Genomic DNA, 17,656 nt, shown 5'->3' with positions numbered 1-17,656 from the left:
CAACCGTGCAAGGGATCAGCTGAAGACACCGTTGATCTTCAATTTGCTTGGCTCGTTCTGCATCTGGGCGGGGCCATGGGCGGCGCCGGCCCTTGGTCGACCAGTGTTGGTGAGCCTCTTGACCTGTCGCCGTACATGACAGCGCTGAAGTTGCGGTGGCGATCAACGCAATGAAACTTTTCGGCTAAGCACATGCCGTTTATGTTGGCGTGCAGGTACTCACTCAATGCACGCGCCCGCCCTTCACAAAACGCACGGGCTCGGCGTCCATGGTGCGGATGATGCGAGTGAGCTGGTCGTCGTTCTTCGTGCCGGGCCCAGCCTCCACATCCGCGAGTGGCGACTTGCACAACAGATCATCATCTGCCCACGCTGCGGCACCCCGCGCATTACGCGCACGCAACCACCCCCGGCGATCGGTCAGCCACTGGGTATCATCAATGCGGGAACCGCCGTTGACCAGCGCCATGGCCTGTCGTGCGCGGCCTGCATCGGCCACCACGCAGTCCACGTTGTCGGGCACCTGTTCCACATCGCGCTCCGGCAGCCAGATGGTGACCATGCGCGGATCGGGCAACAGCGTCTTGGGATCAGCCGTCAGCAGCAGCACGCGCTGCTCCTGCCATTGGCTGAGCTGGGTCTTGTGCGCGCGTTGGCAGCGCAGTTGCATGTCGGGCAGGTGCACAGGTTGCGGCCAGTTGCCAGTGGCACTCAGCAGCTCGCCAGCCGCGAGCGCGCGCAGATAGTGCAGCAGCTCCCATGCCTCATCGGGGCCGACGGACGATGCGAACGCAGGCATGGTTGGCGCACCGTCTCGCCCCTTTACGCCGTGGCGAATCGCCCAGAGCAGATCGCCATCGGCACGCCGCCACAATAGCGGACTGGCAAAGTTCGGCGGCCAGACCTTCTGCGCGGATGCAAGAGCGCCCTGCCCCTTGCCGTTGGCACCATGGCATTGCACGCATAGCGCAGCATAGTGCGCCGCGCCGCGTGCGATGGTCCGATCGGAAAAGGGAATGGAAGACGCATGAAAGCTGGTGGGATGCGCCTCGGTGAACAGCACCGCCGCGGAGGGCCAAGGGGCCAGCAACAGCGCCAGCACGCTGCCCGCCCACAGCCAGCGCCGCTTGCGCCGCCAGAAGATCGACACCGCAAGCAACAGCGCCACGCCCGCCACCACCGCCAGACTGATGGCGAACTGCCGCGCCTGCGCCTGATCAATCAACAGGTTCTCGCCTGCTATACGCATCGCAAAGGGCCACGCAGGCTGACCGTCCACTTCGCCGGTCATCCCGGTGGCATGCAACATCTGCAGCAGCGCCCATTGCGCGCGGTGCACGCCTTCCAGCAGCCACTCCAGCCAGACGGCGTTGTTCGTCAGGTCGTTCAAAGCGAATCCGGCAGCCCCAGGTGCGAGAGCGCCTGCTGACGCAGCTCGACAAAACGCGGCTGCGCACGATGGCGGGGATATGGCAAATCCACCTCCAACTCAGCTACCGCCCGCGCGGGACGCGGCGAGAAAACGATCACGCGATTGGCAAGGAACAGCGCCTCTTCCACGTCGTGCGTGACCAGCAACACCGAAAAACCTGCACGCTGCCACAGCTTGAGCAGCTCGCTTTGCATGGACAGCCGCGTGAGCGAATCGAGCTTGCCCAGCGGCTCATCCAGAATCAGCAATTGAGGATCGTTGACCAGCGCGCGCGCCAGCGCTGCACGCTGCGCCATGCCGCCTGATAGCTGGTGGGGATAGCTCTGCGCGAACTCAGACAGCCCCACCAGTGCAAGCGCATCATCGATGCGCGCATGCTGATCCTTCAGCACCTTGCGCGCCTGCAGGCCCAGCGCCACGTTGTCGCGCACCGTGCGCCAGGGGAACAAGGTCGGGTCCTGAAACACCACAATGCGCGACGGATCGGGTTGCGTGATGGCTGCGCCGTCCTGCGCGATATGTCCCTGTGTGGGAGCCTCCAGCCCTGCCACCAGGCGCAGCAGCGTGGATTTGCCACAGCCGCTGGGCCCCAGCAGCGCAACGAATTCGCCCGGCTTTACACTCAGGCTCACATCGTCGAGCACCGGCAGCGCGCCCTGCTTCTGCTTGAAGCTGTGGCTTACATGATCCACTTCGATCTGCGCGCCGCGCGCCACAGTCGCAGCACCGTGGCTGCTGCGTTCAATCACGTCCGGTGTGCTCACCATTTCACGGTTCCCTTCTGCCAGACCAGCACGCGATCACGCAAGGTGAACAGCAGCGTGATCAACCCGGAGCACAACACAGCCATCACCAGCAGTGCGCCATACATGTTGGCGTAGGCTGCCCAGCCCTGCGCCCATTGCAGGTACCAGCCCAGGCCTGCCTTCACTCCCATCATCTCCGCCGTGATCAGCACCGAGAACGCCGCGCCCAAGCCCATAAACAGGCCCACAAACACCTGCGGCAGCGCTGCCGGAATCGCCACGCGCAGCACCAGGAACCAGTTGGAGGCACCCAGCGTGCGCGCCACGTCGTAGTAGCTCTTGTTCACGTTGGCAACGCCCGACCAGGTGAGCACCGCCACCGGAAAGAACGTGGCCAGTGCGATCAGGAACACCGCCGCGCTATAGCTCGACGGCGCAAAGAAGAACGCCAGCGGCAGCAGCGCTGATGCAGGCACCGGGCCCAAAAAGCGCAGCAGCGGATGCACCCAGTAGCCCGCAAGACGCGACCAGCCAACCCATACGCCCGTCACAAAGCCCACCAGCGCACCAATGCCAATACCACTGGCCAGCAAACGCAGCGAATGCGCAGTGGACAGCCCCAAACGGCTGGCATCGTCGATGAACACTTCGAACAGGCTTTGCGGCGGCGCGAAGAACGGCGGCGGCAGCACGCCGGTCTTGGCCGTGAGCACCTGCCAGATGGCAAGCAACACCGCGCCAGCCACCAGCCACGGGCCCGCCGGCTTGAGCCGCTGAAAGAATGCCCCAAGTCGCTCTCCCGCGAAGGCAATCACGAGCAGCACGCCCGCGATCACCGCGCAAGAAACTGCGAATTCCTGCGTGTAGGCCCAATCGCTGAAACCGATCTCCTTGTTCGGCCAGAGCGCCGTCAGAGCAGCCAACCCCAGCCATGCAGCGGCAGCGAGCAGGCCGTTTGCCCAGGGCAGCGCGCTGTGCGCCGGCCCCGCCGCAGGGGCAGCCGGTGCCTGCACAGGAGCGGACTTCTGCGTGAGCGACGGCGTGGATGAAATCGGAAAGGAAACCTGTACGGTACTCATGACAATACATCCAAGGAAACATGGTTGGCGAAGCGCACGGGGTCGGTGCTCTTCTTCAGAATGCCTGCGCTGCGGAAGTCCGCAGCGAAGTCGCGCACCTCGTCGCGCAGATTGCTGCCTGCGGGATGGTGCTTGTAAGTCAGCTCGGCCAGCAGCCGCTGCAGGTCATCGACCTCGAACTTGGGCGTGTACTTGGCGAAGATACGCGCCGACTCGTTGGGGTTCTCGGCCACGTATTGCGAAGCCTGCGCCAGCGCGCGCACCACGCCCGCCACGTGCTTGCGTTCCTCGCGGGCAAACTTGCCGCCCGCGCCCAGCACGCAGCAGATCTTCTCGGCATATTCGCCCTTGGCGCTGTTGCCCAGTTCGGTGAACACGCCAGGGTTGCGTTTCTCGATCAAGTAAAGATTTGGGTCGCCATCGGCAATTGCATGCACCTCGCCCTTCTTGACGGCCACGTCAAGCAGGTCGGCGGGATAGACGCGCCATTCCACATCCTTTTCCACATCCAGCCCCTTCTTGGCCAAATGGATGCTGTAGAACTGCTTGGCCGGTGCGTTGAGATCAGCCACGCCAATCACCTTGCCCTTGAGCGTCTTCACGTCCTGCGTCACGCCCGCCGCGTTCACGCCAACCAAGCGCAGGCAGCCGCCATGCACGCTGCCCACCAGCTTCACATCCAGCCCGGCCTCCAGCGGCTTGACCCAGCGGTGGATCAGGCCCACACCCACCTCGGCCTTGCCGGTGGCCAGCGCCTCCAGCAACTGATCTGACGCACCGGACCAGTTCAACACCTCAACCTGCAGGCCATTCTTCTCGAAATACCCGCGCTCCAGTGCGATCGGCACAGGCACCTGACAGAAGCTTGCCTGGCTCCATGCCAGGGTGATCTTGCGCGGCTGCGACAGCACGGGTGTCCCGGTCAACCCGGCGGCAACCGCACCGCCCGCCACCGCTGCGCTGGTGAGAAACTGCCTGCGGCTCAGCCCGTCATACAGGCCTGCGGATCCTAGTTCGTCCATGTGAAACTCCCTGTCGAATGATTCGTCCATTGGTTGATCAATGGGGCGAACGATAGGCAGTGCATGCCTTATCTCCAACAAAGAATTCCGCGTATCGATATGCGCAAACTTCAGAGCGAAAACGCACGCCGACCTTCGCAGACAGCGCATATGCAACTGCGAAAAGTTTCGTAGGCAATCTCTGGCGCGAGGATCACGATGCCTCAATCGCCATCCGAACATGCACCCTCGCGAGCCCACACCATGAGCCTCAACGACTACCTGTCACACAAACGCAACGCCGTGCTGGCTCGCGACGAACGCATTGCCGCAGGCAAGGCCGAAGCGCATACGCTGCAGGCCCACGTCACCGCAGAAGGCCGCAGCGGCGTGCGGCGGCTGCGCATCCGCGAACATCAAATCATCAGCGACAGTCCGTATGACTTCGCCGGATTCAACCTCGGCCCCTCCTCGCCTGAGCTGCAACTGGGCGTGCTGGGCACCTGCGTCACGCATATCTTCGAGATCCAGGCCGCCAAGCTGCAAGTGCCCCTCGATCGTCTGGAAGTGAAGGTGCAGGGCCGCATCGATCCGCGCGCCGGCCACCCCGGCCACGAGGACACTCCGATCTGGCCGCATGCCATCCACTACGACGTCGAGGTGCAGACCAGCGCCAGCGATGAGCAACTCTCCGCTCTGTTCGAAGCCGTCGAGCGCCACTGCCCCATCCTCAACCTGCTGCGCAATCCGCAGCACATCGAAGGCCGTGTGGTGCGTGTGGATAGCCGGGCTCCTGCACAGGCGAAACAGGAAGCGGTGGCAGCATGAGCAACGCGGCCCCCTCCTCTCCCTCCGGTGCGCCGCCAGCAGACTGGCACGCCGACACCATCGTGCTGCACGCGGGCTACAACGGCCACGATCATCAGCGCAGCGCCGCCGTGCCCATCTACCAGACCACGTCGTTCCTGTTCGAGAACGCTCAACAGGGCGCCGGTCTGTTCGATCTGGAAGAAGAAGGCCACATCTACGCTCGCACCGGCAACCCCACTCAGAGCGTGCTGGAGGAGCGCATCGCGCAGCTCGAAGGCGGTACGGCGGCGCTGGCGGTCGCCTCGGGCATGGCGGCGATCGACATGGCAATCGCCACGCTGGCGCAGACCGGTGATCACGTCGTCGTCGCCTCGCAACTCTATGGCGGCACGCACAACCTGATCGCGCATGTGCTGAAGGCGCGCGGCATCACCAGCACCCTGGTGCACCGCGGCGGCCTTGCAAACCTGCACAGTGTTTTCACGCAGCAGACCAAGGCAGTGTTCGTGGAATCCGTGGCCAATCCCTCGGGCCACGTGGCCGATCTGGCAACCATCGCCGAGCAGGCGCATGCGCACGGCATCGCCGTCATCGTGGACAACACCAGCGCCACGCCGCTGCTGCTGCGCCCCTTCGATCACGGCGCCGACGTGGTGGTGCATTCGGCCACCAAGTACATCAGCGGCCACGGCACCACCATCGGCGGTTTGATCGTCGATGGCGGACGTTTCGACTGGGCCACCCGCCGAGTGCGCTATCCGCAATTCAGCGCTCCCGAGCCGGCGTTCCACGACTTCGTGATCACCGAGAAGTTTCCAGATTTCCCATTCGTGGCCCGCACCCGCACGGTGGTGTTGCGCAACAGCGGCGCGTCGCTGGCCGCGCTGTCGTCGTTCCTGCTGCTGCAGGGTCTCGAAACGCTCGCGTTGCGCCTGGACCGCATCAGCAGCAACACCCGCGAGGTGCTGGACTTCCTGGTGCAGCACCCGCTGGTCTCGCGCGTCAGCCACGTGACCCTGCCCACGCATCCCGACCATGCCCACGCACGGCGCTATCTGCGCGGCAAGCTGGTGCCGGGCCTGATCTCGTTCGAACTGTATGGCGGACGCGAGGCCGCTCGCCGCTTCTACGACGCACTCGCGCTGTTCCAGCGGCTGGTGAACATCGGCGACAGCAAGTCGCTGGCCGCCATTCCCGCCGAAACCACGCACCATCTGCTCGGCGACGACGAGCTGCAACGCGCGGGCATCAGCGCCGGTCTGGTGCGGCAGTCCATCGGCATCGAACACCCGGACGATCTGATCGCCGATCTGCGCCAGGCGCTGCAGCATTCCGAACCCGTCCACACCGCATCTCAACGCAACACAAGCAAAACACTCGTACTGGAGAAACACCCATGACCGCAGCCGCCGCATTGGCCCAACCCGAACCGACGCTTGCGCAGGACACGTCCGTGCTGCCGGTGATCGACCTGTCGGAACTCGACAAGTCTGGATCGCATGACGCATTCCACGCACGCCTCGCTCGCATTGCGCGTGACACCGGCTTCTTCTATCTGGAGGGCCACGGCATCGACGTGGACCGCATCCGCGAAGTGGAACGCCTCACGCGCGAGGTATTCAAGCTCTCGCCCGGGGCCAAGAACGCCATCGCCATCCGCAACACGCCGCACTTTCGCGGCTACACCGGCGTGGGCGGCGAGATCACGCGCCTGCGCCCCGACCTGCGCGAGCAACTCGACTTCGGCGAAGAACTGCCCGCCGTCGCGTCGAGCGGCCCCGACCATCCGGCATGGTGGGCGCTGCAAGGCCCCAACCAGTGGCCTGACGAGCAACTGCCCGCGCTCAAACCCGGCATTCTCGATTGGCTCGACCAGACGCGCGCGGTCGCCGAGAAACTGCTGCACGCCTTTCTTTTCGCGCTGGGACAGGAACCGCAGGCACTCGATGCACTGATCGGCGCACCGCGCAACCACCGACTCAAGATCATCCACTACCCCGGTCAGCCTCAGGGCGCATCCGACCAGGGCGTGGGTGCGCACAAGGACGGCGGGCTGCTCACGCTGCTGCTGCAGGATTCGGTCGGCGGCCTGCAGGTGGAAACCGCGGAAGGCTGGATCGACGTGCCGCCGCGCAAGAACGCCTTCGTCATCAACATCGGTGAAATGCTGGAACTGGCCACCAACGGCTATCTGCGCGCCAACGTCCATCGCGTGGTCTCGCCACAGCCTGGCGTGGACCGCTACTCCATCGCCTACTTCTTTTCGCCCGGCCTGCATGCGCAGGAGATTCCGCTGCTCGCCCTGCCGGACGCACTGGCGCAGCAGGCACGCGGGCCGGAAAGCGATCCGCAGAATCCACTGTTCCGCCACATCGGCACGAACGCGCTCAAGGGCCGCATCCGATCGCACCTGGACGTAGCCGAGCGCTTCTACCCCGAGCAGTTCGCGCAACTGCAGGAACAGGCGCGAGCACAAGGCCGCGTGCTGCAAGCGGCCGCCTACTGAAGCGAGCCTACACGCCCAGATACTGCGCGATCCGCTCGGGTGATGCCTGCAACTGGTGTGAGCGTTCCGACAGCACCAGTTGCCCTTTCTCCATCACCACCGCATGGTCGGTGTGGGCCAGCACCTTGCGGTAATCGCGGTCCACGATCAGCGTGGAGATGCCGGTGGTTCGGATCTCCGCAATCACTCGCCAGATCTCGGCGACCATCAACAGCGCCAGGCCCTCGGTGGCCTCATCGAGCACCAACAGGCGTGGATTGGTCATGAGCGCGCGGCCGATGGACACCATCTGTTGCTTACCGCCCGACAACTGGCCGCCGCCGTGGTTCCAGCGCTCCTTCAGACGAGGGAAAGTCTCGTCCACACGGTCATAGGTCCAGTCGCGCGCGCCGTCGATTCCAGCACGCGCGCTCATCATCAGGTTCTCACGCACAGTGACCCGTTTCCTGGCCCCCGGGGACTTGGAACTGACGAGCCATCAATGCTCGCTCGGCTCCCATCAATCTGGTCATACTCGCGCAAATGCTCCAGCGTTGCCAGATGCAGACGCTGCCAAACCCCGGCCGCTTGCCACTCTCGCAAACGTCTCCAGCATGTCATGCCGCTGCCATAAACCAAAGCTTGCGGCAGGTCTTCCCAAGGGATTCCTGTCTCCAAAACATAAAGGATGCCTTGGAAGGCCGCCTCATCGCTGACCGACCGCGTGCGAGGACCTCCTTTGGTTGAAGGACTGAACACTGGGATCAACGGCTGCAGCTTCTGCCACAGCTCTCTGCTAACGCGACGACGGGCCATGAGGGTGCGAATCTTACCGGCAAATCAGGCTCAAACAGGGGTCGTGTTAGCGGCGCTTAGAAAAATGCGGCCTCCCTGCAAGCAAGGATGCACCCGAGAACATTGGATGCAATAATTCCTACTGAAGACCGCGAAAAACGACCGTCGTGTCGAGCAGTTCAAACTGCGAGTACGGCAGTCGAGTACAAGTCACCACGGCATCTTGAGTCGGGCCGGCCAGCGATTCCCCCGACGTAAGTCGGATTCTCTACGAACTGTCGCGCATCGCACGCGCAGATCGTAGTCATTGGAACGCACCATGACCAGTCAACTCGACGCTCCCGGCTCTCGAAACTTTCCCCGCATCGCCATCATCGGCGCCGGCCTCGGCGGTCTGACGCTAGCGCGCGTGCTGCATATAAACGGCATTGCTACAACTATCCACGAAGCCGAAGCATCGGCGGAAGCCAGGGCGCAAGGCGGCTTGCTTGACATCCACGAGTACAACGGGCAACCCGGGCTGAGGGCCGCCGGACTCTTCAACGAGGTCCAGGCCCTCGCGCTGCCGGGCGAAGACGCCAAGCGCGTCGTCAACAGCAGCGGGAGCGTCCTGCTCGACAAACCGGGTTCGGACGGATCGGCAAGGCCCGAGGTTGACCGCGGCGCGTTGCGGCGGCTCCTGATCGAATCACTGCCAGCAGGCGTTATCCAGTGGGGCCGCAAGCTCACCCAGGCGGAATCCGTGGGCGGCGACCAGCACCGCCTGCATTTCGCAGACGGCACGGTCATCACGACGGATCTTCTGGTCGGCGCGGACGGTGCGTGGTCAAAGGTGCGTCCACTTCTCTCCGACAAGAAGCCGGTCTATGTCGGCACGACCTTCGTCGAGCTTCAATTGCTTGACGGAGATAGACGATACGAGGCCAGCGCTGATGCCATCGGCAGTGGCACGCTGATGGCGGTCGAGCCTGGAAAGGGCATTCTGTCGCATCGCTACGCCAACGGCAACCTGCATACCTATGTCGCATTGAATAAACCGGAAGGCTGGCTTGATTCGCTAGACTTCAGTGATCCCGCGACAGCTCTTGAACGGCTCGCCGAAGAGTTCACGGGATGGGCGCCTGCGCTGCGGGCCCTGGTCACCGACAGCGATACGATGCCCATTGTCCGGGCCATCCATGCGCTCCCAATCGAGCACCGCTGGCAGCATGTCCGTGGGGCCACACTCGTTGGAGACGCGGCCCACCTGATGTCGCCGTTCGCGGGCGAAGGCGCCAACCTGGCGATCCTCGACGGCGCTGAGCTCGGGATGGCATTGCACAGTCACAGGGGCAATGTCGAGGCCGCGCTGGTCGCGTATGAACAGGCGATGTTCAGTCGCAGCGAGTTCTTCGCCGCCCAGACGGCGAAGAACCACCAACGGTTTTTCGGAAACGATGCGCCGCAAAGCGTGGTGGATCTCTTCGCTGAGCATTGAGCATCACGTGTGACGCTACCGATCAGAAATTTGCCGGAAGCAGATGCTCGCGACCGTCTGCTCACGGCCGGGAGCGCGAGGTCAACATGAATCCCCCAGAGCAGACGTTCGATCTGAACAGAAAATCAGCCGGTGACTGCTTTTGGGGACATCAGTGAAATGGGGTTCTCAGGCAGAAGCAGTCCATGGAGGCACACCCAACGGCGACTACTTTAGCCAGGCTCTCCGGCGTAGCGCTGCCGCGCATTCGGGCTTTGCATGCGATGCATGCCCAGACAAAGTTTCAAAGCTCAATCCTCGAAGTATTCGACCAACAGCGCGAAGCCTGTACACAGGCACCAGCGCGTCTTCCATGCATGCACCGCATTCGCCTACCTGTGATAGCCGCCTCTCTTCCAGCCTTCAACCGCTACGTTCTTCTTGTTCAAGTACCTGAAGCCCTCAAGCTTTCGCAGGGGAATTTCAGTACGAGCACGCGATCACATAACTACGACTATTATTATCGTAGTTATGTGATCGACCGGTAGCCAATGACTTGCCGAACTATGGTGGCCTCCCGCGCGCCAACTGTCGATACGTCTGTCTGTGGGATGAAAGTGAATTCGTGAATACTCAACGCATCGTGATTGTTGGCGCCGGCTTTGCTGGCATGTGGAGCGCCCTGGCTGCGGCGCGCGTCCTGGATATGCAAAAGCGTTCGGATGTTGAAGTCGTGTTGGTTGCGCCGCTGCCAGAACTGCATGTCCGACCCCGCCTCTACGAAAAAGCCCCTGGCACCATGCGCGTCAATTTGACTGCGTTGTTCGATGCCGTGGGCGTGAAATTCATGCAGGGTCTCGTCGAAACCATTGACGTGCAGCGACAGGAAGTGGTGGTCAAAACGACGGATCAAAATACGCAATTGCACTATGACCGGCTCGTGCTTGCCGCGGGCAGCAAGCTTTTCCGCCCCGATATTCCTGGCCTCACGCAGCATGCCTTCAGCGTCGACCAGGTCGACGAAGCGGCTGCGCTTGAAAAGCACATTCAGCAACTGAGCGATCAGCCTGACACTGAAGCCAGGCGCACACTGGTTGTCGTCGGTGGTGGTTTTACCGGCATCGAAACGGCAGCAGAAATGCCGGCACGGCTTCGCGCAGCCCTGGGTGAAGATGCAAAGGTGAATGTCATCATCGTGGAACGCAACGGTGACATTGGCCCCGATCTGGGCCCTGGCCCTCGTCCGGTGATTCAAAAGGCGTTAGCCGACCTAGGGGTAACGGCAGTTCTGGGTGAAGGCGTGGTCGCCATTGATGAGCATGGACTGGTCACCTCATCCGGTCAACGCATCGATGCAAGCACGATCGTGTGGACCGCGGGTGCACGCGCGAATGAACTCACTTCCCAAATCCCGGGCGAGCGCGATGCATTTGGTCGATTGCATGTCGACCAGAATCTGCGCGTGAAGGCCGTGCCAAACATCTTTGCAAGCGGAGACGTGGCTCACGCCGCAACGGACGATCAGGGTAATGTCGCAATGATGTCGTGCCAACACGCCATGAACCTTGGTCGCTCCGCCGGAAACAACGTTGCAGCCGACTTGCTGGGTCTCGAACCAATTCCCTATAGCCAGCCCAAGTATGTAACATGCCTTGACCTAGGCCCCTGGGGAGCGGTCTATACCGAGGGATGGGAGCGCTCAGTCAAGCTGGAAGGCGCAGAGGCCAAGGCGCTCAAGCACAAGATTAACTCTGAATGGATTTATCCCCCGAAGGCCAATCGCGCTGAAGCACTAGCCAGCGCAGATCCTGCGCGCATCGTCGTCGCGTAATCATGGCGAATCAGGAAAGAGGCTTTGCGCCTCTTGGCATCATGCCGGGCATCGCTAACCCGGCATGATGACGAATCAGGACACCATGCGCCGCGCTGCCGAGCGCGCATCAAACCATTCAACGACCTTGGCATTGTGACTCGCTGGTGCTTTCGATCGGGTCCGGGTCGCAAGATCGGCCAGCGTATGCCGGCTGAGCTCGTCTCGCATGGCTTTTTCCGCACTCAGCATCACGGCATGAATGGAGCAGGTGCCACGCGTGGCCCACACGGGAGCTACTTCGTCAAAGACGGCGCAACGCTCGCGCACTTCGCGGCAGTCAAAGACCGGCTTGAGACCATCAATGGCCTCCACAACGTCTTTCACCGTAATTTCTTCCGCTGGAAGCGCCAGGGAAAAGCCTCCTCGTACGCCTTCCACCGCGCGCACGAGTCCAGCATGCCCCAGCTTGGTAAAGAGCTTGGCAACGTACTCCGCAGGCACACCCTGCATATCTGCAAGGTCACGCGTGCTGGCCGCGGCAACACCATGCTCGGCAGAGTGAACCAGATACAGCATGCAGTGCAAGCCATATTCAACACCAGCGCTCAAAAAACTCATCGCATAACTCCGACTTTTATATACGTAGTTTAGCTTCAAGACCCACAACGATGCTGAAGCGGGGACTCTCCGGGCTTGGACGCAAGAGGTGAATTCTGTCGCTCCAACCGTGTTGAACGTATTGAAGTCCAGGGCGCTTTGCACACAAAAAACAACGTGAAAGCATGGCCCTCAAAATTTCCTGGACTTTGAAGTCTGGAAAATAAATTATAGACTATTGAGTCTATTAATTATCAAATTGCCATGCATTACTTACTCACCACCATTGCAGATCGCCCAGTGACATTGGTGCTGTTTCGCGTCGTTCTCACCACTTTCTTTTGGATGGCAGGTCTGTTCGGCTTGTTCAATTTCAACGTCATCGTGCAAGAGATGGCGGCAGAGAAGCTTCCTGCACCAGTGGCTTTTGCCGTCCTGACAATTGCCACGCAGCTCATCGGCTCCGCGCTACTTATCTCTGACTACCGGGGACTGGGTTGGTTGGGATCCGGAGCGCTTGTAGTATTCACGCTACTGACCATTCCTATTGGTCACGCATTCTGGACCTTCACGGAGCCCAAACGTACGGCAGAATTCCACATCGCACTGGAACACATCACCGTCGTTGGAGGACTGCTTCTGGCAGGACTTCTCTCCTTCAAAAAATGACCCTCACCCCCCCTCGCCCTCGTGGCCGCCCCAAAGACGAAGCCAAGCGCGAAGCGCTGCTGGATGCCGCTCAAGTACTGTTCTTGGAGCGAGGAGTAGATGTCACAACGGGCGAGGTGGCAGCAGCTGCCGGTGTTGCGAGGGCAACCTTATACGCGAACTTCAAAGACAAAGAGGAATTGATTGAGGCGGTGATCCGCAGAGAGTCCGAGCAGGTCATCGCCGATGAGCTGGTCCTAATACGTCAAGGCAGCACCTTCGCTCAAGTCCTGCGCAACTTTGGTATCAAGTACGTTCATTTCGTCAATCAGACCGCTGTTGCGGGTTGGGATCGCTTGATTGCGCATAGCGCGAAGCGAACCCCTCAGTTGCCTCAGCGGTTTTACGAAGCGGGACCCGGGCGCTGGAATCGCTTGCTGATGCAGCTTCTGAGCACTGGGGTTTCACAAGGTTGTCTGCGTCCTCTCAACCCAGCCCAAGCCGCAGAGGACTTAACCGCGCTCTGGATGGGGGGCACCAGCCTAGAGGTCAAGCTAGGCGTTGGCGAGCCCATGAGCGACGCAGGAATTCTTGCGAAGGTTGACCACGGCTTGGAGGTTTTTTACGCCTTCTATGCAATAGAGCGAGCTGACACGCAGTGAACTGGATGGCAACGTACGTCTGATGGCTCACCTGAAACCAGGCTGGGCCGCTGCCAGTTTCGATGACACCTTGTTAAGGTGGAAGATGAAACCGGAGGTGGTTCATGGAGAGAAGCAGGGCATTCAGCCGTGAGCTCAAGCTCGAGGCGGTCAAGCTGGTTACCGAGCGTGGCGTGTCTGTGGCCCAGGTGGTCACGTTGTTGCCAGAATGCCTGGATTTCATCACCAGTATTGGCGGTTCCGAACCGTGCCGGCCTTCTCCTCTTCGACAAGCAGCCATTCGCCACATTCGCCGCCCCATAAAAAAGCAAGCCACCCAAAGGTGGCCTGGTTTAGTGTTATCGATGGGGAGCGTTAGGCTTGGAAGCAGTTTCTTCTCCAGTGCCATGCCTGTAAACCCATCACAGCCGCCATCAAGTTGAGTAGCGCGATTGCCCATACGCCCAGCGATGGCACGGGCGTCGTCGCCGGTAGAGCGGTTGCCGCAGCTACGGTGCCCGTAAACACCTGCGTGAGCGATGTTGCAGCCTTGGTGGTCAGGCGCAGTTGCTTGCTCGCTCCATTGCCATCAGTGACCGTGATGGCCGAGGTATAGCTGCCAGTGCTGGTCGGGGTGCCGCTGAGCACGCCTGCTGGAGACAGGCTCAGGCCCGCGGGCAGCGGCAGCACGCTGTCCGTAGCCGACCAAGTGTACGCACCACTGCCACCACTGGCGCTTAACTGAACATGGTTCACGGCCTGCCCCACTTGCAGGTCCCCCAAGCTTGTCGAGTTGATGGCCAAAGCCGGTACGGGTGCTGTGACTACGACGGTGACGCTCGCGGATGTCGAGCTCAGCGTAGTGTTGTCGACGGGCGTGTAATGGGCTATATAGGTGTAGCTGCCTGTTGCAGTGGGTGTGACCGTGCAGTTGGCCTGCCCCTGTGCCACGGTCTGGGCCGAGCAGCCTGGCACCACAATGGTTGCGTCTGCATCACTGTAGAAAGCTACTACTCCGGTAGCGGTAGCTGGCAATAACTCCGCAGTCAGGGTCAATGATTGGCCGAGCGTGGGCGTATTGGGGGTGGCTGTTAACGTTGTAGTGGTGGGAACAGCTGCGGGTTGAACCGTCAAGGCATGTGTTGTCTCGCTACTGCATGGCGCTGCCCGGTATCTGATAGTTGTGGAGCCGGCAGACAGCGCTGAGACATTGCCTGAGTTGTCCACGCTAGCAATCGACGGATCATCACTGGTCCATGTTCCACCAGATGTACCTACATTGAGCTGAGCAGCACCGCCGATTTGTATATTGGCAGCCCCGCTGATGGTTCCCGAGGCCAGTGGATCCGGAGCAGTTCCAGATAGCGCAAATACATTGGTGATGCCGACACCACCCGTTCGGTCTATTCTGATTCCAGATATGTTTTTTTGTTGATCTGCGCAAGTCAGATTCAGGTCTATCGGATAGAGCCTAGGATTCGTTGTGTTCGGATCTAAAACATTAGTGTATTTGCTGACCCTCCCAATACCTTGGATAACAAAGTCATTACCGCTGTACCAGTCTGAAACTGCGCGGTTATCGAACACAGCCTGTGTGCCATCTGTGAATTCGACAGTAATGCTTAACGTAGACTGTCCCGATCCGCTGGTCGTCAATACGCTTAACTGCGCATGTGCTGAGGCAGTTTCAAATGTGAGAGTACCGCTATTTAACGTGCTAGTTAGGCGTAAATCGTTGGGTTCGGAGTAAGGCTGGAGTTGGTATGTCCTGCCTGTTGCCTGAATAGTGCCGCTTGTTGGCAACCCCCAGGTCAATTCCGGCGAGGTCGAGGTAAGTTTCCAATCGCGAGAGACAAAGGTGTAATTTACCCCATCCACATCATCGGTAGTGCTGGATGCGACATCTCCAATCCCGTTTGCCATGGTGTCCGCGGTATAGCCCGATGTAGAAATTGGCACAAAATCTTTCGCATTTGCCAATGCAAAAGGTGATGAAGCCAGTACACAAGTTAGTGCGAAGGCGATAGGGTGCCAACAAATTCGTGCTGTGTGTGAGACCCGTGAGAGGCGAGATACTGGTGCGGTCATGGTCTTCCCCCATCGCAAGGCTAGAAGTCTGCTATCGTGACCCATCCTCAGTGCATCCAGCGGCACCGAGTAGCCATCGCTCCCCAGCCGAGAACCAGCAGCGAGAGCAATACTTTCTCCCACAACGTGTCAAACAGCGGCACCGGCGAAGCCGATACGACGGGAGCCGCCGCAACCGTAAAGGTCAGCGGAGTGCTCTGTGCCTGCGCGTTGAAACCGTCGCCCAGATAGGTGGCGACAAAGCTGTGAGTTCCCGGCGTGGTTGGCGCAGCAACGGTCAGTGTGGTGGCCCCGTCGATCAGTGGCGCGCTGCCAATGGATGCGCCACCATCGGTGAATGAGATCATCCCTGTGGGCAGCGGTGCTGCCTTGGTCATGGCTTTCAGTGTTGGCGCTTGTACTTGTGCTTGCCCCGGTGTGACGTTGACCGAGAACGTGAGCGATTCCCCCGCGATGGGTGGGTTCGGCGTAGCCGTCATGGAGACCACGGAAACGACCTTCAGCACGTCGGCCGTCTGAGCGTCTTGAGCGGTCTGGAAAATGGGATCCCCGGAATAGGACAGCGTCAACGACAGCGCTGTTCCGGCACTGCCTGGCGTCAACATGCACGCGCCTGAGCCGTTCGTCAGGATGGCTTCGCAGCTATCGGCTCCGAGTTCAATGTTCACCCTCCCGGTGGGCACCGTTGGAGTCGGTATGGCCGACTGAACGCTGACCGTGATCTGCGCCGGCCGACCTACTGTGAATTGGGCCGATGTGCCCAAGTTGGTGCTGATTGTCACAGTACCCTGAACCGTCAATGCATGCGTTGTCTCGCTGCTGCAGGGGGCTTGCTTGTAGCGGATCGTTGTGGCGCCTGCTGCGTGTCCCGTGACCTTGCCGGTGTTGTCGACGCTTGCGATCGTTGGGTGATCACTGCTCCACGACCCTCCAGCCGCAGCCGTGGTGAGCTGCACGATGTCTCCGGTATCGAGTTTCGACTCTCCACTGATGCTCGCCGACACCAGAGGATCAGGCGCGGAACCGGACAACGCGAAGATATTGACGATGCCGAAACCCCCGGTCTTGATGACTTTGACACTGGATACCTTCCCTTGTTGTTCGGAGCATGTCAGCGTGACGTCCAACGGGTACAGCCTGGGATCGGAACTGCTCTGCTGCATCACGTTGTCACCACGGCTGATGCGGCCAATGCCGTATACCACCGCATTGGAACCATAGAACCAGTCCTTGATCTGGACGCCTTCATACACTGTCTGCGAGCCATCGCTGAACTGTACGACTACGTCTGCAGTGCTGGCGCCTGAGCCGCTGGTACCCAGCAGGCTCAGCTTTCCGACAGCCAATGGTGTCATCAGGCTAAGCGTTCCATTCGATTGGGCATTTGGCAGTTGCAAGCTGTTGTTGGCTGAATAGTCCTGTAATTGATAGGTTCGGTCACCCGCCACGACTTGGCCGCCGACTGGCAACCCCCACTCCAGGGGAGTCGACGAGCTATCGAGCTGAAAATCCCGGGAGACAAGCGCGTAGCTCGCACCATCCACATCGCCAGTAGTACTGCTAGCGACAGTGCCGATACCGTTGGCGATCACATCCGCGTTGTAGCCTGATGTGGATATCGGAGTGAACACCTGAGCATTGGCCAGCGCAAAGGCCGAACAACCCGCCAAAAGGACAAACAACCGATTGACAGTGCCCTTATGTTTTTTCATGGTTTCCCTCGGAATGAATGACGTTGACTTGGTTGTCGATGTGCGAGGGTAAGCGCGACCCCAAGACCCATGGCTTATTTCTTCAGTCCGCATTACACATACAAATATTCCATTTGTCTGTCCCCCAAACAAGTGAATTTGAGCGATGCAGAAACTGGTATTTACCCTTGGTTTTGTGGTCGAGTGTCGGCTTTTTTGGAAAAATTGGGCGTATGTCTGGTTTTGGCCGATCCACGACTGTCGCAGACCGACCCAAAGCTGTCTATCGTTTAGAAATCATGATGACCTCTGCGGCAGAGTAGAGATCGTCAATTTGGGCCACCGCTTTTACACCCAATATCTTGGCGTAAAGG

The 17,656-nt window shown here is 60.4% G+C and carries 14 protein-coding genes and 2 pseudogenes; 7 read left to right on the top strand and 9 right to left on the bottom strand.

The window, feature by feature from the left end; genetic code table 11:
• Positions 1 to 223: 223 nt before the first annotated feature.
• From ABWP92_RS05300 to ABWP92_RS05285, 4 genes are read right to left on the bottom strand one after another with little or no spacing between them, the layout of a single operon-like run.
• On the bottom strand, positions 224 to 1,390 hold the full coding sequence (locus ABWP92_RS05300; protein ID WP_353234317.1) for a c-type cytochrome: 1,167 nt from the start codon (positions 1,388 to 1,390) through the stop codon (positions 224 to 226).
• Positions 1,387 to 2,199, bottom strand: coding sequence for an ABC transporter ATP-binding protein (locus ABWP92_RS05295; protein WP_353234316.1), 813 nt, complete (start codon positions 2,197 to 2,199; stop codon positions 1,387 to 1,389). The genes ABWP92_RS05300 and ABWP92_RS05295 overlap by 4 nt, the downstream gene beginning before the upstream one ends.
• Positions 2,193 to 3,257, bottom strand: coding sequence for an ABC transporter permease (locus tag ABWP92_RS05290; RefSeq protein WP_353234315.1), 1,065 nt, complete (start codon positions 3,255 to 3,257; stop codon positions 2,193 to 2,195). The genes ABWP92_RS05295 and ABWP92_RS05290 overlap by 7 nt, the downstream gene beginning before the upstream one ends.
• Positions 3,254 to 4,279 (bottom strand): ABC transporter substrate-binding protein, encoded by a 1,026-nt coding sequence (locus tag ABWP92_RS05285; RefSeq protein WP_353234314.1) that lies wholly within the window; start codon positions 4,277 to 4,279, stop codon positions 3,254 to 3,256. Before ABWP92_RS05285 ends, ABWP92_RS05290 begins: the two co-directional genes overlap by 4 nt.
• A 243-nt stretch (positions 4,280 to 4,522) precedes the next feature.
• On the opposite strand from ABWP92_RS05285, the gene ABWP92_RS05280 reads away from it, so the two are divergent.
• From ABWP92_RS05280 to ABWP92_RS05270, 3 genes are read left to right on the top strand one after another with little or no spacing between them, the layout of a single operon-like run.
• The gene (locus ABWP92_RS05280; protein WP_353234313.1) at positions 4,523 to 5,086 is read left to right on the top strand and encodes an OsmC family protein; all 564 of its coding nucleotides are present in this window, start codon (positions 4,523 to 4,525) and stop codon (positions 5,084 to 5,086) included.
• The gene (locus tag ABWP92_RS05275) at positions 5,083 to 6,468 is read left to right on the top strand and encodes an O-acetylhomoserine aminocarboxypropyltransferase/cysteine synthase family protein (protein WP_353234312.1); all 1,386 of its coding nucleotides are present in this window, start codon (positions 5,083 to 5,085) and stop codon (positions 6,466 to 6,468) included. Before ABWP92_RS05280 ends, ABWP92_RS05275 begins: the two co-directional genes overlap by 4 nt.
• Positions 6,465 to 7,574 (top strand): isopenicillin N synthase family dioxygenase, encoded by a 1,110-nt coding sequence (locus ABWP92_RS05270; protein WP_353234311.1) that lies wholly within the window; start codon positions 6,465 to 6,467, stop codon positions 7,572 to 7,574. The genes ABWP92_RS05275 and ABWP92_RS05270 overlap by 4 nt, the downstream gene beginning before the upstream one ends.
• Before the next feature lie 7 nt (positions 7,575 to 7,581).
• On the opposite strand, the pseudogene ABWP92_RS05265 reads toward ABWP92_RS05270, so the two are convergent.
• Positions 7,582 to 8,028, bottom strand: a pseudogene (locus ABWP92_RS05265) (ATP-binding cassette domain-containing protein); the annotation flags it as partial.
• Positions 8,025 to 8,369: pseudogene (locus tag ABWP92_RS05260) on the bottom strand (transposase); the annotation flags it as partial. The pseudogenes ABWP92_RS05260 and ABWP92_RS05265, both read right to left, overlap by 4 nt.
• 298 nt (positions 8,370 to 8,667) lie before the next feature.
• Here ABWP92_RS05260 and ABWP92_RS05255 point away from each other — a divergent pair.
• Together ABWP92_RS05255 and ABWP92_RS05250 are read left to right on the top strand one after the other, a co-directional pair.
• A complete protein-coding gene (locus ABWP92_RS05255) occupies positions 8,668 to 9,825 on the top strand; it encodes an FAD-dependent oxidoreductase (RefSeq protein WP_353234310.1) in 1,158 nt (385 codons plus the stop codon).
• Positions 9,826 to 10,429: 604 nt separating this feature from the next.
• The gene (locus ABWP92_RS05250; protein WP_353234309.1) at positions 10,430 to 11,635 is read left to right on the top strand and encodes an NAD(P)/FAD-dependent oxidoreductase; all 1,206 of its coding nucleotides are present in this window, start codon (positions 10,430 to 10,432) and stop codon (positions 11,633 to 11,635) included.
• Positions 11,636 to 11,710: 75 nt separating this feature from the next.
• Here ABWP92_RS05250 and ABWP92_RS05245 read toward each other — a convergent pair whose 3' ends face one another.
• Positions 11,711 to 12,235: an RrF2 family transcriptional regulator gene (locus ABWP92_RS05245; RefSeq protein WP_353234308.1), complete on the bottom strand. Its 525-nt coding sequence runs from the start codon at positions 12,233 to 12,235 to the stop codon at positions 11,711 to 11,713.
• Positions 12,236 to 12,478: 243 nt separating this feature from the next.
• On the opposite strand from ABWP92_RS05245, the gene ABWP92_RS05240 reads away from it, so the two are divergent.
• Positions 12,479 to 12,883: a DoxX family protein gene (locus ABWP92_RS05240; protein ID WP_353234307.1), complete on the top strand. Its 405-nt coding sequence runs from the start codon at positions 12,479 to 12,481 to the stop codon at positions 12,881 to 12,883.
• Positions 12,880 to 13,524, top strand: coding sequence for a TetR/AcrR family transcriptional regulator C-terminal domain-containing protein (locus ABWP92_RS05235; protein WP_353234306.1), 645 nt, complete (start codon positions 12,880 to 12,882; stop codon positions 13,522 to 13,524). Before ABWP92_RS05240 ends, ABWP92_RS05235 begins: the two co-directional genes overlap by 4 nt.
• 354 nt (positions 13,525 to 13,878) lie before the next feature.
• Here ABWP92_RS05235 and ABWP92_RS05230 read toward each other — a convergent pair whose 3' ends face one another.
• Positions 13,879 to 15,591, bottom strand: coding sequence for an Ig-like domain repeat protein (locus tag ABWP92_RS05230; protein WP_353234305.1), 1,713 nt, complete (start codon positions 15,589 to 15,591; stop codon positions 13,879 to 13,881).
• Between the two features lie 47 nt (positions 15,592 to 15,638).
• The gene (locus ABWP92_RS05225; protein WP_353234304.1) at positions 15,639 to 17,303 is read right to left on the bottom strand and encodes an Ig-like domain repeat protein; all 1,665 of its coding nucleotides are present in this window, start codon (positions 17,301 to 17,303) and stop codon (positions 15,639 to 15,641) included.
• Positions 17,304 to 17,656: the final 353 nt, after the last annotated feature.

The sequence above is a fragment of the Diaphorobacter ruginosibacter genome, from assembly GCF_040396215.1.
Classification (GTDB): Bacteria; Pseudomonadota; Gammaproteobacteria; order Burkholderiales; family Burkholderiaceae_C; genus Diaphorobacter_A; species Diaphorobacter_A ruginosibacter_A.
Note: the sequence above shows the minus strand (reverse complement) of the source record. Positions and strands in the feature narration are given on the sequence as shown.

Bases quoted from the DNA above. Each gene is read 5' to 3' on its own strand.
- ABWP92_RS05295 (WP_353234316.1), bottom strand. From the start codon at position 2,199: ATGGTGAGCACACCGGACGTGATTGAACGCAGCAGCCACGGTGCTGCG.
- ABWP92_RS05290 (WP_353234315.1), bottom strand. From the start codon at position 3,257: ATGAGTACCGTACAGGTTTCCTTTCCGATTTCATCCACGCCGTCGCTC.
- ABWP92_RS05285 (WP_353234314.1), bottom strand. From the start codon at position 4,279: ATGGACGAACTAGGATCCGCAGGCCTGTATGACGGGCTGAGCCGCAGG.
- ABWP92_RS05280 (WP_353234313.1), top strand. From the start codon at position 4,523: ATGAGCCTCAACGACTACCTGTCACACAAACGCAACGCCGTGCTGGCT.
- ABWP92_RS05275 (WP_353234312.1), top strand. From the start codon at position 5,083: ATGAGCAACGCGGCCCCCTCCTCTCCCTCCGGTGCGCCGCCAGCAGAC.
- ABWP92_RS05270 (WP_353234311.1), top strand. From the start codon at position 6,465: ATGACCGCAGCCGCCGCATTGGCCCAACCCGAACCGACGCTTGCGCAG.
- ABWP92_RS05255 (WP_353234310.1), top strand. From the start codon at position 8,668: ATGACCAGTCAACTCGACGCTCCCGGCTCTCGAAACTTTCCCCGCATC.
- ABWP92_RS05245 (WP_353234308.1), bottom strand. From the start codon at position 12,235: ATGAGTTTTTTGAGCGCTGGTGTTGAATATGGCTTGCACTGCATGCTG.
- ABWP92_RS05240 (WP_353234307.1), top strand. From the start codon at position 12,479: ATGCATTACTTACTCACCACCATTGCAGATCGCCCAGTGACATTGGTG.
- ABWP92_RS05235 (WP_353234306.1), top strand. From the start codon at position 12,880: ATGACCCTCACCCCCCCTCGCCCTCGTGGCCGCCCCAAAGACGAAGCC.
- ABWP92_RS05230 (WP_353234305.1), bottom strand. From the start codon at position 15,591: ATGACCGCACCAGTATCTCGCCTCTCACGGGTCTCACACACAGCACGA.
- ABWP92_RS05225 (WP_353234304.1), bottom strand. From the start codon at position 17,303: ATGAAAAAACATAAGGGCACTGTCAATCGGTTGTTTGTCCTTTTGGCG.